At 31.2% G+C, this 15213-nt stretch carries 13 protein-coding genes; 7 read left to right on the top strand and 6 right to left on the bottom strand.

The features are described from left to right. Positions 1-60: 60 nt before the first annotated feature. From JM80_RS14650 to JM80_RS14620, 7 genes are all read left to right on the top strand, one after another. Positions 61-1248: a TlpA disulfide reductase family protein gene (locus JM80_RS14650; protein ID WP_144710791.1), complete on the top strand. Its 1188-nt coding sequence runs from the start codon at positions 61-63 to the stop codon at positions 1246-1248. A gap of 11 nt (positions 1249-1259) precedes the next feature. Continuing rightward, complete coding sequence (locus JM80_RS14645; protein WP_144710789.1) at positions 1260-2462, top strand: TlpA disulfide reductase family protein; 1203 nt, start codon at positions 1260-1262, stop codon at positions 2460-2462. A gap of 16 nt (positions 2463-2478) precedes the next feature. Further along, the gene (locus tag JM80_RS14640) at positions 2479-3042 is read left to right on the top strand and encodes a DUF4369 domain-containing protein (RefSeq protein ID WP_144710787.1); all 564 of its coding nucleotides are present in this window, start codon (positions 2479-2481) and stop codon (positions 3040-3042) included. Positions 3043-3108: 66 nt separating this feature from the next. Then, a complete protein-coding gene (locus tag JM80_RS14635) occupies positions 3109-3678 on the top strand; it encodes a TlpA disulfide reductase family protein (RefSeq protein WP_144710785.1) in 570 nt (189 codons plus the stop codon). Positions 3679-3682: 4 nt separating this feature from the next. Further along, positions 3683-4180: a protein-disulfide reductase DsbD domain-containing protein gene (locus tag JM80_RS14630; protein WP_144710783.1), complete on the top strand. Its 498-nt coding sequence runs from the start codon at positions 3683-3685 to the stop codon at positions 4178-4180. A gap of 4 nt (positions 4181-4184) precedes the next feature. Beyond that, the gene (locus tag JM80_RS14625) at positions 4185-5678 is read left to right on the top strand and encodes a hypothetical protein (RefSeq protein ID WP_144710781.1); all 1494 of its coding nucleotides are present in this window, start codon (positions 4185-4187) and stop codon (positions 5676-5678) included. Between the two features lie 5 nt (positions 5679-5683). Beyond that, a complete protein-coding gene (locus JM80_RS14620) occupies positions 5684-6880 on the top strand; it encodes a TlpA disulfide reductase family protein (RefSeq protein ID WP_144710779.1) in 1197 nt (398 codons plus the stop codon). Positions 6881-7093: 213 nt separating this feature from the next. Here the strand turns inward: JM80_RS14620 and JM80_RS14615 are convergent, their stop codons facing one another. From JM80_RS14615 to JM80_RS14590, 6 genes are all read right to left on the bottom strand, one after another. Next, positions 7094-7849: an alpha/beta fold hydrolase gene (locus JM80_RS14615; protein ID WP_144710777.1), complete on the bottom strand. Its 756-nt coding sequence runs from the start codon at positions 7847-7849 to the stop codon at positions 7094-7096. A gap of 35 nt (positions 7850-7884) precedes the next feature. After that, positions 7885-8283, bottom strand: a complete 399-nt coding sequence (locus tag JM80_RS14610; RefSeq protein WP_141103728.1) for a hypothetical protein — start codon at positions 8281-8283, stop codon at positions 7885-7887. 216 nt (positions 8284-8499) lie between these two features. Then, on the bottom strand, positions 8500-10266 hold the full coding sequence (locus JM80_RS14605; protein WP_144710775.1) for a RagB/SusD family nutrient uptake outer membrane protein: 1767 nt from the start codon (positions 10264-10266) through the stop codon (positions 8500-8502). A gap of 9 nt (positions 10267-10275) precedes the next feature. Beyond that, a complete protein-coding gene (locus tag JM80_RS14600) occupies positions 10276-13551 on the bottom strand; it encodes a TonB-dependent receptor (protein ID WP_144710773.1) in 3276 nt (1091 codons plus the stop codon). A 70-nt stretch (positions 13552-13621) separates the two neighbouring features. Continuing rightward, positions 13622-14548 (bottom strand): FecR family protein, encoded by a 927-nt coding sequence (locus tag JM80_RS14595; RefSeq protein WP_038506391.1) that lies wholly within the window; start codon positions 14546-14548, stop codon positions 13622-13624. Positions 14549-14644: 96 nt separating this feature from the next. Beyond that, positions 14645-15157: an RNA polymerase sigma factor gene (locus tag JM80_RS14590; RefSeq protein WP_013622022.1), complete on the bottom strand. Its 513-nt coding sequence runs from the start codon at positions 15155-15157 to the stop codon at positions 14645-14647. Positions 15158-15213 lie beyond the last annotated feature (56 nt).

Raw genomic sequence — 15213 nt, 5'->3', positions numbered from 1 at the left:
TAGGTCTAGGCTTCTTATTCAATAACTTTTCGTCATTTAAAACACTTTTATACCAACATTATGTCTAAACTATTCAAAAATATCACATTCTTACTTGCTATTATATTAGTATCATTTTCTAATGATATTAATGCCCAAGACGTTAAAAATACATTTACTTTAAAAGGAGAAATTAAAGGGTTAGTAGGTAATTTATACTACAGACATCCAGATAAAGAATATACTAGAACTACACCACCAGACTCAATAATAGTTGTAGATGGTAAATTTAATTTTTCTAGCACTATTTCAGAATTGTCTCAAATTAGGGCTTATCCAGGATTTAATGGTCCAGATGGTAAACTTTTTAAAAAACCCAAAGGTGGCCGTGGAATGTTTCCTGTAAAATGTGCATACTTAACATTTTATGCTTTTCCTGGCGCCAATGTTACTGTAACAGGTGAAGCAACAGATTTTATGAATGCCTATCCAAACGGAGACAAATTAAACAATAGTCTTGCAGCTGCTAATAAATTAATGTACCCAATGTATAACCAAATGGGAAACATAGCAGTAAAAAATACGTATGAGACAGATTCTGTAAAAATAAAGGCAAACGATAAACAGGCAGAAGCAATTTTTAAAAAATCTATAAAAGCCTTAAAAAAACATATAAAAAGCAATCCTAATTCTGTAGCCGCAGCTTGGTATTTAAACGATTTAATTTTACGTACACAAGTTACTAATGATGAGGCAGAGGAGTTATTTAATTCTTTATCTACAAATTTGGCAGAGTACCCAGATTATAAAAATGTTGCCGAGCGTATAAAAGGTATTAAAGCTACGGCAGATGGTTCTCCTGTACCATCAATAAAAACTACAGCAACATTATCTGGTAAAGAGTTTAATATAAATTCTTTACAAGGTAAGTATGTACTAATAGATTTTTGGGGAATATGGTGCGGGCCTTGTGTTGCAGAAATGCCTCAGGTAAAAGAATTTCAAGAAAAACATAAAGATAATTTGGTTGTAATAGGAATAAACTCTGGAGATACTAAAGAGAAAATTAAAGCATTTACAGCTAAAAACGAATATGAGTGGTTACAGCTTTTAAGTGATAAAGCAAATACACCAGACAATTTTGTAAACAGATTTAATGTACAAGGTTTTCCAACCAAATTTATTATTGATAGAAGAGGAAAAATTGTTAAAAGATTTGTTGGAGGCGGAGAAGAAGCCTTTGAAATGTTAGAAGAATTATTAAAATAAAAATTTAAAATATGAGAACAGCAATAAAAATATTGGTTGCAATAATATGTGTAAGTACTGCTTTTTATTCTTGTAAAGACAAGAAAAAAGAGCAGCCAAAAGAAGATGGTTATGTTGTAACAGGAACCGTAAAAGGGTTAGATAATTCTTATGCTAAAATTACAGATTATCAACTTTTTAATAAAGACAAGATTAATGTTATAGACAGTGTACCAATTGTAAACGGTAAATTTAAGTTTACTGGCGAGATAGCTTTTCCTGATATGGTAACATTAGAATTAGGAGAATACAAAACACAGTTTTTTCTTGAAAATAGTAATATCAAAATTAGTGTAGATGTATCTAACGTAAAAAATGTCTCAGAAAAGATTACACCAGAGGTAATAGGGTCTAAAGGTCATAGCCAATACGCAGCAGTAGAAAAAAAATCTCTTGAGGTTTTTAATGATAAAAAATATGATGTTTTTAAAGAGGTTAGACAAATGTTTGCTAAAGCCAAAAAAGAGGGTAGTGATGAATTACTGCAAGAGGCGTTAAAAAAACAAAAAAGTTTGCAAAGCTTATCTCAAGACAGAAATGAGAGATATAAAAAAAGTAAGTTTGACTTTGTAAAGGCAAATCCAAGTTCTGCAGTTGCTCCTTATGTTCTTGGAGTTCAGTACACAGAGGGTAGAATGTCTAGAGAACAATTAAAAGAATATTATGAGCTTTTTACAGGAGATGCACGTAAGGCTACTTTTTTTAAAACATTCATAACAAAAATATATAAAGATAATTTTGAGAATGTAGGTGTTGGTAATACTGCTCCAGATTTTACATTACAAACAGTACAAGGAGATGAATTAACCTTATCTAAGGTAGAGGGTAAGTACATATTAGTAGACTTTTGGGCTAGTTGGTGTGTGCCATGTAGAAATTCTTTTCCTCATTTAAAAGAGTTAAGAAAACAATATAAAAATAAAGGTTTTACAATAGTAGGTGTTGGTACTGCAGATGAAAAAGAGAAGTGGAAGAAGGCTATAAAAGAAGACAATACTCTTTGGAACCACGTTTATGACTCTAGTGAAAACCACGCTTATGGCCCAGTAGCAGAATCTTACGGTGTACCACATTTACCAACAACCTTATTGGTAGATAGCAACAGAAAAATAATTTTACGTAACCCGTCTAAGCAGGAATTGGATAATAAATTAAAAGAGCTTTTTGCAGATTAATTTAAAACTCCAAATTATGAAAAAATATTTTTTTAAAATATTAAGCATAGCATTCATCACTAGTATTTTTTGTATTAGTTGTAAAGCTCAAAAAGAATTTAATGGGTACACAATAACAGGTAATGTAAAAGGTATAGATGATGGATGGGTAAAACTTATGAATGCACCTGTTTTCTTTACAGATTCTATAGTAGTTATTGATAGTACTCAAATAAAAAACGGAAAGTTTAAATTTAAAGGTAGGGTTGATAATGTAGATATGGTTTTATTAAAATTATCCTCAAAATTTAATTCTTATTTTTTTCTAGAAAATAGCAAAATTAATGTAGAAATAAATGCGTCTAATGCAGAAGAAAGTAATGGATACATTGCCCCTAAAATTACGGGCTCTAAAACTCAAGATTTATATGAGTTGCAAAAGCAAAAAATAGACAGTATTAAAAGTCAAGAAAAATATAGTGCTTTTAAAGGGTATAGAGAACAAGTAATAGCAGCAAAGCGTTCTAAAGATAGTGTTCTGCAAGAGCAGATAAAACAACGAATGACTGCCTTAGAACCTTTAGAAAAAATGCAAGGTTAAGAGGTTAAAAATTTTAAGGTAAATTTTGTAAAAAATAATCCTAGTTCACCTGTAGGGCCTAGTCTTATGGGAATTTCTTTTAGTGAAATAGTGATGTCTAGAGAGGAAATGAAAACCGTATACAATATGTTTATGGGTGATGCAAAAAAGGCAAGTAGATTTAGGTTATTAAAAAAAAGTTATGAGGATTATGTAGAAAAATTTGTGGCAGGTGCTTCAGTACCAGATTTTACATTAAAAACAATGTCAGGAGATAACTTAACTTTATCTAAAGTTAAAGCCAATTATATTCTTGTAGATTTTTGGGCTAGTTGGTGTATACCATGTAGAGCTTCTTTTCCTAAGTTAAAAAAAGTATACAAAACCTATAAAAATAGCGGTTTTGAAGTTGTTGCTGTAGCAACAGGAGATAAAGACAAAAATTGGAGAGATGCAATACAAAAAGACCAAACTCCTTGGTTACATGTTTTTGATGTTAATGAAAAATCTGTTGGAAGAAATGGAGATGTAGCTAACGCTTATGGAGTTCCTTTTTTACCAACTACCTATTTATTAGATAGTGACTTAAAAATTATTCTTAGAAACCCAACTAAGGAAGAGTTAGATAGTAAATTAAAAGAACTTTTAGGGCACTAGTATCATGAACAGTAAGATAGCTAAAATAGCGGTGTTTATTTGTTTTGTTACAATTAACATACACTTAAACGCACAAGAAAATAAGGTTGTAATACCCTTAGAAGAACCTACAGAGTTGGATCCTGTTTCTGTAGGTGCTGCTTTGGTAAGCTCATCTAAAAATATAAAAAAAGTAATAATTAAAGCTCGTATTCTAGAGGGGTATCATATATATGCTTATGTGCCACCTAGTGATCCTTATATAAAATCTAAAGTAGGTATAGATGTACCCAATGGAGCAAAGCTTGTAGATGATATGGAAACGCCTATATCAAATGTATATCCAGGTAAAAGCAATTTATTAATTTATAAAAATGAAATAGAGTTTAAACAAAATATAGCGGTAAATAACAGTATAGAAGACAACGCTACAATAACATGTTGGCTGTATTACCAATGTTGTAATGCCAATTTATGTTTACCTCCAATAAAAAAAGAAATAGTTTTAAAACTTAACAAGTAGTATTATGAAAAATATAAAATTTTACTTTTCAATTATAGCACTCTTATTAATTTCAAATTCTGGATTTAGTACTACAATTGTTCCCCAAAAATCTAAATTAAAAATATTATATGTGGGCTATAATCCCCAAAAAGGATTGTCAGAAAGGCAAAAATCATTTTCTGCTTTTCCAGACAGACAAGAGAGTTTACAGAAAAGAAGAACTGCAGATTTTAAAAATTTACTAGATCAATACTTTACATCTGTAACCGTAGTTTATGGTGAAGATTACAAAGAAGAAATGTCTAGCAATTATGATGTAACTATTATTGATACCTATTTGCCTAAACTAACAGAAGGCGGTATGGTTTTTATTGAAGAAGCCGGTAAGGAAGTATATACACAGCCTACTTACTTATCTAATGCTTACTCAGCTGCAACAATTATGATAGGTGAGCCATCTGCATTTATTGGTCAAGGAAGGCAACTTAAAATAGATCATTTGTGTTTATGTTTAGATGCACACGCGCATTCTATGAAATTAGATCACCCTATTTTTAATACGCCAAATAAGGTTAATGTTGCTTATGAAGATGTAACGTTAACAGGCAATTATAAAGTGCGTTACGGTGGACGTAATTTAGGGGATGAAATGCCAATGTTACGTATGCAAACAGAAGGGTATAGAGATGGTAAAGGTTTTCCTGTAGGTCTTGTTTCTACTGGGTATAATTTTGATAATGGTATAGATGCTGAGTGGATTTCTAGTGGTACTTGTGATAAAGGTATAGAGGCAACTGCTATTGGTCGTCATGCAAACTTTTTTCATTGGGGATTTGCTGCTGCACCAGAATTTATGACAGAGAGTGCTAAGCTAGCATTTATAAATGCAATACATTACATAGCGCCATTTAAAGGGGCAAAACAGCTTACTAAAAAAATTAAAGGAGTGCAATTAAAAAAGTACTTAAGAGAGCAACAATGGACGTTGTCAGACAAAGGTTCTGCAGCTTGGTTACATTACATTAATAAAGATACTGTACAAGCAAAAGAAAATAAATTAAAGTTACAGGAGAGAAAAGATTCTGGTGAAGAACTTTCTGATATGGAAAAAATGATGTTAAAAATGCCTATTAGAAAAGAAACTAGGGCTTGGACCATACGCCATGAATCACAAGAATTAAAAGATAAATTTGGAGAAGACTGGGCGGCCTATGAAAACTATTATAAAGAAAACCTAGATTATTTTTATCCAGAGAAGTACGGTTGGTACAAAATGATTTTAGATGAAGATGCAAAATCTCTTGGTATAGCAAATAATGATATTAAATTACTAGATAAAGCAATAACAATGCTTAAGGATAAGAGTAAAAAAGAAATGGCTTACCGTTTGTTGTTAAGGTACACTAAGCAAGATTTTAAAACAGACAAAGAGTGGATTAAATGGTTTAAGAAAAACCGTAAAAGCCTTTACTTTTCTGAAGGTGATGGTTATAAGTTTATTGTTTTACCTAATTAGAAAAAATGAAAAAAATAACACTACTTATTGTAACTACTATACTGGTATTGTCATGCAAAGATAATACAGTTAAAAAAGAAACTATTCCTTCAGATACTTTTAAGGTATTTGGAACTCTAAAAGGTTTAGATGTACCTTATATTTTTATAGATTACACGCATGATGTTACTGGAGATAGAGTGTGGGATACTATTAAAGTGAAAAATGAACATTTCTCATACAATGCAAAAATAAAAAATACCAAAAGAGTTGCTATTTGGCCTATGCTAAATAGTAAAGAGGGAATGGGTAAAAACGGAAAAGTTGAATTTTTAGTAAGGCCAGGAGACGCTATTGAATATAAAGGAGAGGTTACAGAAACATTTGATGCCATACCAACAGGTACAAGTTTGTGTGATGATATAAATACTTTTAACAAGAGCACAGAGCAGCTTAATAAAAAGGCTTCTAAAATAATGGGAAATATAAGAGCTTTAACGCTTAAATTAATTAAAGAAGAATCTTATCATCCATCACAAGGAATGCACCCTAAAGTACAAGTAAAGTATGACTCTTTAAAGACAATTGGAGAAGAAATAGCAGTTATAAAAAAGAATTTTGTTAAAGAGCGCCCAAAGTCAGAAGTTGCCGCTTATTATTTATCAAAAATGGTTACTTTAAAAGAGATACCAGATAATGATGCTTTAACTTTATTAAATGCCTTTGATAATACTGTTAAAACAAGTCCATTTTATATAGATGTGGCTACACGTTTAAAAGGATCAGAAACTACAAAATCTGGAAATGTGGTTCCGGAGTTGGTAAGTGATAGAACACTTGATGGTAAAGAGTTTAATTTAAAATCGTTAAGAGGTAAGTACGTTTTAATTGATTTTTGGGGAACTTGGTGTGGCCCTTGTGTTGCCGAAATGCCAAAAGTTAAAGAATATAGCGAAACGTATAAAGATAACTTGGTAATTGTTGGTGTAAACAGTGGGGATACAAAACAACGTATTATAGATTTTGTTACGCCTAAAGGTTACAATTGGGTACAGTTATTATCTAAAAAAGGAGTAAACGATGATAATTTTGTTTCAAAATTTAATATATCAGGATTTCCTACAAAGTTTATTATAGACCCCAACGGAATAATTATTGAAAAATACATAGGAGGATCTGAAGAGGCCTTTGAAAAATTAGATGAAATTTTAAAAGACAGCTAATTTATAAGAAAAAAGCCACCATTATGGTGGCTTTTTTAGTAAAGTAGGTTTACTTAACCATAATTTTCTTCAGTTTCTAATGAGGTAGAGCTATTACAAGATCCTTGCTCATTATTTTTCTAAAAATTATAAACAAGAACTAGGAAAGCCTCTTGTAACAGATATTATAGTACTCTTAGATGGTATATTTACAGTATTATATGCATAATAGCTTTAAATTGTAGCTATAAAAGCTGCAGTTTCTTTTAAAATTAAGTTCGGATTTTCTTTGTGTGGAGTATGTTTAATGTTTGGAAGTATTAATTTTTTTCCAGGTGTTTTTGTAGCTTTTATAGTATTATAAACTTGATTTAATGTGCCGTATTCATCATCTTCACCTTGTATAACTAAAGACTTACATTCTATATGCGGTAAAAAATGTTCAATATTCCAATTTTTAAATTTTTTAGTAGTCCAAGTTTTAGCCCAGGCCCAAAACATAGTGTCTGTTTTGGTTCCATGATACTTTTTTAACTTACTCTTTAAATTGGTAGTTTTATACAATTCTATAGCATTATTTATGCCGTTTAAAGTAATATCTTCTACAAAAATATGAGCCCCTTCTGTAATAATAGCTTTAATTTTATTGGGATATTTAGCAGCAGCTATTAAAGCAATAGACCCACCATCACTATGGCCAAAAAGAAAAGGTTTTTCTATACCCCATAGGCTTATAAGTTGCATAAGTATATCAGCTTCTAACTCTAAATAGTTTACATCTCGGTCTTTTGTAAAGGGTAATGATTTACCATAACCTTGACGGTCATACACTATAGCGTTGCATTTAGTAAGGTTACTTAGTTTATCAGGAAAATCTCTCCAAAGCTCTATACAACCTAAGGAATCATGTAAAAATATAATTGTAGGTTTGCTTTTATAATTACCAATTTTGTAAGTTGCAATTTGTTCTAAATTGTAAGGAGTAGTCATAGCAAGTAGTTGTAGCGTAAAAGTATATTAAATTGTTATATGCTTTCTCTACTTTTAAAATACCATAAATTTACTATAAAGTTTAAAGACATACCAATTAGTAATAAAGGTATAAAAAAGCTTTGTGTACAAACCAGTTCTAAAAATACTTCTGTATTTGTCCAAGAGTTTCCAAACTCTATTCTATTAGCGTAGGCAATATCAAAAAAAATATAAGAAATTAATACTAGCGGTAAGGCAATAAACACTATAATTCTTAAAATTACTTTTTTAAATTTAGGAACAAGCCACATACATAATAAGATGTAAGTTATGCATAATAAAAGCGGCAATACAAGCTCATTATTATACGGATTGTAATACTCCATTTTACTCAAAAATAATTTTTGAAAAACCAATACAGGACCCCAAATAGAGAGTAGGGAAGTAAGCATAAAAATTATTTTTGATATAGGTTTTTTCTTGTTCGTTACTTTTTTTGAAGACATTATAAGCTTATTTAATATGCTAACGATTTAAAGGTTGCTAAATTGTTTATTATACAGCTAAAAAATATTAAAAAGCCAGGCAAAATTTGCCTGGCTTTATTGCTAATTACTTAACGAGGTAATGAAAAAACTAAAAAACTAAAATTAGCAAGTTATAGTTACTTAGTAACCAGTGTTTTGTATGAAATCTTGGGTTACGTCTGTAGTTTCTTGTGGTATAGGAAAAATACGTCTAAAAGGTTCTGTTTGTGGTTTTGCAGTATAAGCCTCATCAAACTTACCAAAACGTATCATTTGTGGTCTTCTTTTCATTTCCCAATACAGCTCAAATCCAATTTCATTATACAGTTGCTCTTCATTTAAGCTAGTAAGCGCTTGGCCAGGAGCATTACCATATAAAGATTCTCTAGTTCTGCTGGTTCTTAACATATTTATATCCTCTAAAGCCAATGCAGTTTGCCCATTTCTAAAGTACGCTTCTGCTCTCATAGCGTAAATTCCGCCTAAACGGTATAAAGGAATATCTACTTTACTTCTTCCGTTACCAGATTCCGGATCGTATTCAAATTTAAAAATACGTACTCCACGGTTTATTTGGTCTTGAGCAAAAATTGCTTGTACAGGATTATCAAAATCTAATTCTGGAGTAAAATCCATTGGTGTAGTAGCACTTTTTTCCATTACTAAAGAAGATACTTCTATACGGCCATCACTTGTCATAATATACCCACCATTACCATCTAAAATTGGTCCATATTGTTGTCCGTATAAAAAGCCACTGTTGAAATGAAACCAAGGTAAATTATCTGAATTTGGTACAATATCTTCTGCAGGTACGCTAACATCAGAACCATCATTCATAAACCAAGTACCATCTGAGTATTGATATTTTCTAGAAAACCTTGGGTCGTCTTGGTTATTGTTCCATGTAGCAAAAAACTCTGGAGTAGTACAAGCGGCATTAGTTCCTCTGTTTGCAGGAGAAGGTCTTTGGTTACGAGCAACACAAACATATCCAAAATCATTATCACCAGATCTTACGGCTTCTATTTGTTGTACTACTGCAAATATCATTTCTGAACTTTGATTGTTGTTAATAGAAAAATTGGAGAAATAATTAGAGGCTAGGCTAAACTTACCAGAATTAATTATTAAAGAAGTATACTTTATTACTTGGTCCATATCTGTTTTACCAGCTTCTAAAGATGCTTCAGTAAAATTAAATGTAGATGCACTATTGTATCTATCTTTAAAAACAGCTCTGTTTAAATACATTGTAGCTAGTAAGCCATAAGCAGCCTCCTTAGTAAATCTTCCGTTAAATGTATTTTGTTCTCCTATAGATGCTAAGTTTGGAAGTATGGTTTCTACTTCTATAATTAGGTCATCTATTGCATCTTCTGCTTTTAAAATTTGTATAGTTTGGTCTCCTCCATAAGGGTCTCTGTACGGTGCTTGTCCAAATAAATCTAAGGTTGTATAAGTGTAAAATGCAACCAAACCTCTTGCTTCTGCTAAAAACAATTCTTTATCACTAAATTCTGCTTGGTTAATACTTTCTACAGCTGTTAACGCTCTAGTTATACCGTTTGTTAAGTTGTTCCAGTTACCAGTTACTATGCTGTTATCTGGTGTCCAAGTAAACTCATGCATAGAGCGCCATTTACCACCATCTCCCCAGTCACTACCTCTTGTTGCAAGCATTGCAATGTCTGTAGAGTACTCTTGTAAGGCAAATACACCGCCATGATCTACAAACGTTTTATCACCTAAACGATCATAAGCAGCTGCTAATACACCTTCAGGATCTGCTACTTCTTCTCCTAATTCTTCATCTAAAACAACTTCTTCAAGATCTGTACAGCTTGTAATTAAAAAGTTTAGTAATAGAAAAGCTATACCTGCTATTTTTATTTTTTTATGCATCATTATTATATTTTAAAATTTTAAAATTGCTCCTAATATAAATGTCTTAGAACCTGGGTAACTAGAGTAATCTATACCTAATGATTGATTACCACCATCTGCTTTAGGACTGTTTATTAATGGATCATAACCAGAGTAGTTGGTAATGGTTAATAGGTTCTGCCCAGTAACATAAAAATTAACACCGTTTAACCAGCTTACATTGTTTAATTTTAAATTGTATCCTAAACGTGCAGTGTTAAGTCTTATAAAGTCTGATTTTTCTAGGTATAAAGTTGATAATTGAGGCGAGTTTTCTTGATTAGCTCCAGACTCGTAGTACTTTTTAGATACGTTACGGTCTGATGCTAAATTGTTTATATTTAAAGCATTTAAACCTGTATTGTTTACTAAATAGCCACCAGCTTGACCAATAATTGAAAAAGAAAAATCGAAATTTTTATAGTTCATTTGACTGTTAAAACCGTAAGAGAACTTAGGTAAAGCACCTTCAATGATTATTCTATCATCACCAGTTATATTACCATCATTATTTACGTCTCTGTAAATATCTTCGCCATTTTCATTAAAACCTATATGGTCTAACAGGTAAAAAGAACCAGCAGCATAGCCGCTTTTGTATATGTTGGCAAGTACACCAGATTGTCCTGGACCAGATATGGTTCCTGATAAGATTTCTGATACAGGTAAATTTTTAATTTCATTTTTTAAGGTAGCACCATTAATATCTACATCCCAGTTAAAATCTTCTGTAGATACGATGTTAGAACCTAACATAAACTCTAATCCGGTATTAACAATTTCACCATCTATATTTACCCAAATATTGTTAGTAGGGCTAAGTACTTGTGATGGGATATTTAAAATAGCATCTGTAGTTGTTTTTTTAAAATAATCTAAAGAACCATACAGCTTTCTGTTCCATAAACTAAAATCTGCACCAATATTGTACTGTGTTACTACTTCCCACTTTAAATCTGGATTTGGAGTTCTTAAAACAGAAACACCGTTAGTTAGCGTTTGGTCATCATACAAATAATAACCATCTGCACCAGATATAGCGTAACTAGCCTGTGTTATTTTATTTTGCACCTCTTGGTTACCTGTTTGTCCCCAGCTTGCTCTAAGTTTTAAATTATCTACATTGCTATTAATTAAAAAATCTTCTTTAGAGATATTCCAACCCAATGCAAAAGAAGGGAAATAACCGTACTTATTGTTTTTACCAAAACGAGTAGAACCATCTGCACGCATAGATGCCGTTAAAAGGTATTTACTGTCATAAGAATAGTTTAATCTACCAAAGTAAGACTGTAATTCGTTCTCTTGAGCAAAACCATTAATGTCTATTTGTGAATTATTAGAAGTTGGGTTATATACTGGTTTAACGCCAGTTCCTTTTTCTGGTAAATTATCATAATTAAAACTCGTACCAGAACGTTCAAACTTTTGATAAGAGAAACCACCTAAAACTTCTAGCTTGTGTTTGTCTGCAATTGTAGTATTAAATGTTAAGTAATGCTCTAACAGAGAGCTCTGAGACTCTAAGTTATTTTGAACATACATACCTATTGGGTTTAAATCTGTTAAGTTAGGGTAAACTGTAGTGTTACGCTCTGCTACAGACTTATCTACACCATAATTTAATTTGTACTCTAAGCCATTAAAAATACGTAATGAAGCTTCTATATTACCTAAAACACGAAGGGTTCTTGTTTCATCTTCATAAATACTTAATAGGTATGCAGGGTTGTAATGTGCATTCATATTAAAGTTAGTATATGCTCCGTCTTCACCAAAAACAGGCCTTGTTGGGTTTGCCATTAACGTGTGTATAATTAACTGTCCGTTAGAGCCTCCGTCATCACTAGTTGGTACACCATTATCTTTAGTTTCACTAGCGGTAAGATTCACTTTTAGCTTTAATCTTTTGTTGTCTAAAAAGCTTTCCTCTACGTTTATTCTACCAGAAGTACGAGAAAATTCACTATTATTAACAATACCTTCTTGGTCTATATTACCTAAAGAAACATAGTAGTTACCACTTTCTGATGCTTTAGAATAAGACAATACATTATTTTTTGTAATTGCTGTTCTGTAAATAACATCTTGCCAATCTGTAGAGCTACCGTGGTCAAAGGTAGGGTCTGTTAGTGCATTTCTGTATTCATTAGCATCTAACAAGTCTATTTTGTTTGCAACCGTAGATATACCAATGTAAGAGTCTAAAGATAAAGAGCCTTTACCTGCTTTACCTTTTTTTGTGGTAATTATTACAACACCATTAGAGCCTCTTGCACCATATATTGCAGAAGCAGAAGCATCTTTAAGTACATTAATAGACTCTATATCACTAGTATTTAAAAAGTTTAGAGGATTTTTTGCGCTAGAAGCACCAAAACCTACATTGCTACCAGACGGACTAACATTATCGTTAGTTAATGGTACACCATCTACAACAAATAATGGACTACTACCACTTCTAATAGAACCTACACCACGTATTGTAACGTTAATACCAGCACCTGGTTCTCCGCTAGCATTAACAACTCTAACACCAGCAACTTTACCCTGTAAAAGAGCATCTGGAGATGTGTTAATACCTTGTCTAAAACTACTTTCTTTAAGTTGTGTTACAGCACCAGTAACATCTGCTTTTGTCTGGCTACCGTAACCTACAACAACAACTTCATTTAACTCAGCAGCATCTAATTCTAGCTGAACATTTACAACACTTTGTGTAACTTTTAATTCTTTACTCTTATACCCCATATAAGAGAATTTTAAAACGCTTCCGGTTGTAGCAGTTATAGTGTATTCTCCATCAAAATTTGTAGTAACACCATTAGATGTTCCTACTTCATGAATGGTAGCACCTGGTAAAGGATCTCCGTTTTCATCTACAACAGTACCCGTTATCTCTTTTTGGACATTACTGGTAGTTATAGTTGTAGCTTTCTTTTTAATTAAAACAATTTTATTTGTTATTTTATAACTAAAGTTTGCCTTTTTGCTTAGGTCTTTTAAGGCAGACTCTAAGCTGATGTTTTGGTAAGATACTGTGTATTTATTTTTGTCTTTTATAATATCTTCACCATAGCTAAAGTTATATGATGTTTGGTTACTTACCTCTTTTAAAAGAGTTACTAAATTTGTGTTTTTATAGTTTACAGTTATATTTTGTTTTTTGTAAACACCATTATTAGGTTGCACTGTCTGACAAAAAATTGCAGATAATACAAAAAAAAGTATGGTTTTTAATTTAAAAGGAATATTTTTAAAATACATTAATTTAAGTGTTAGTTAATAATACTTGAAAATTTAGCCGTAGTTGTTGGTAGCAACTGCGGTTTTTTCTTTAATTGGTTTTAAGTGTAATTATTTCATTCTCATACAGTAATTTTAAATTGGTTATATAATTTAATTGTTCAACAATCTCATTTAGTGTAGCGTTTTGCTTTATAAATAGTGTTATTTTAAGAGCCAATACATCTTCATTTTTTATAGCGCTTTTTACATTGTATTTAATCTCTAATAAGTCTAAAGTTTCTTTTAATGATACCTCTGTTAAGTTTAAATCTTTAGTATACCAGTTAGAAGTCATTAAAACTGATGATTTTTGTTTGCGTAAAGAGTTGTTTGTAGCAACTGCTTCTTGCCCAGATACTAATTGTTGTTGGTTGTTTTTGTAATTTACCTGTACTTTTCCAGTAACTACAGATACTTTGCTTTCCTTTTTTTGTAACCCTATATGAAAAGAAGTACCTAATACCTTTGTTACCAATTCCCCAGAGTTTATAATAAATGGTTTGTTTGGGTTTTTAGCAATGTTAAAAAATGCATTACCCTTTATTAGGTTAACCTCTCTTGTAGTGTTGGTAAATGTATTAGGGTAACTAAAACTAGATCCTGGAGCTAGGTAAATAGTAGAACCATCTGCTAAAAAAACAGAATCTATTGCAGCACCAGTATTTACCGTAACAAAACTTGGCTGGTTAGTTTTGTAAGTAGATAATAATATGCCACCAAGCGTAAGTATTGTAACTGCTATGGCAGCATATTTATATATATTAGTTTTTGTGCTTTTAGTTTCTTTAAGTACAATTTTAGAACGGATATCATCTTTTATAAAAGTTGCATTACCCATTTTATTTGTATCCCATACAGACTGATTATACATTTTTTTAAAAAATGTATGTAATAGCTTTTCTTCTTTAGCACTAGTTTTTTGTTTGGTGCTTTTTGCAATAAGCTTTTTTAATACAGTGCTTTTTTTCTGTTGCATAAACTTGTTTTATATAGGTAAGTACCCAAAACAAGTAATTAGTACTATTGGCAAATGTTACCAAAAGTTTAAGCAAACATTAAGTGAAATGTTTTTTTAAAAAAAGAACGGAAATAGTAACCAACTAAGTTGTTTAAGCTCTAGTCTAAGCTGTTTAATTGCAGATGATAATTGATTTTTAACCGTTTGTTTTGATAGTTTTAGTTCTTCTGCTATTTGCTCTACATTCATTTCTTGTAGCTTGTTCATTAAAAAAATTTCTTTTCTCTTAGCAGGTAATTTATCTACAATATGAAAAACGGTTTCAGATAAATCTGATTCAGAAACAAAAGGAGATTCCATAATAAAATTATCAAACTCATCATCTATAGAAGTAGTGTTAAAACTATTTTGATTGTAGTGTTTTAAAATTTGATTTTTTACTGCTCTAAATAAAAAATGCTCAACAGAGTTTATGTTTAAGCTATTTTTACGCTCCCATAAATTGGTAAATACGTCTTGTATAATGTTTTTAGATAAGTTGCTGTCTTTTGTAATTTTAAATGAAAAAGCATATAGTTTTTCCCAATGTTTAGAATAGATATCTTCAAATTCTTGGGAGGTTTTCATAGGGACTAAAAAAATCTGGAATTAGTTATGGTAAATTAAAGACCCTAAAGTTTAAA

Origin of the sequence: Cellulophaga sp. RHA_52, assembly GCF_007827205.1 — a bacterium.
GTDB classification, from domain to species: domain Bacteria; phylum Bacteroidota; class Bacteroidia; order Flavobacteriales; family Flavobacteriaceae; genus Cellulophaga; species Cellulophaga lytica.
This window is presented reverse-complemented; position numbering and strand designations above follow the sequence as displayed.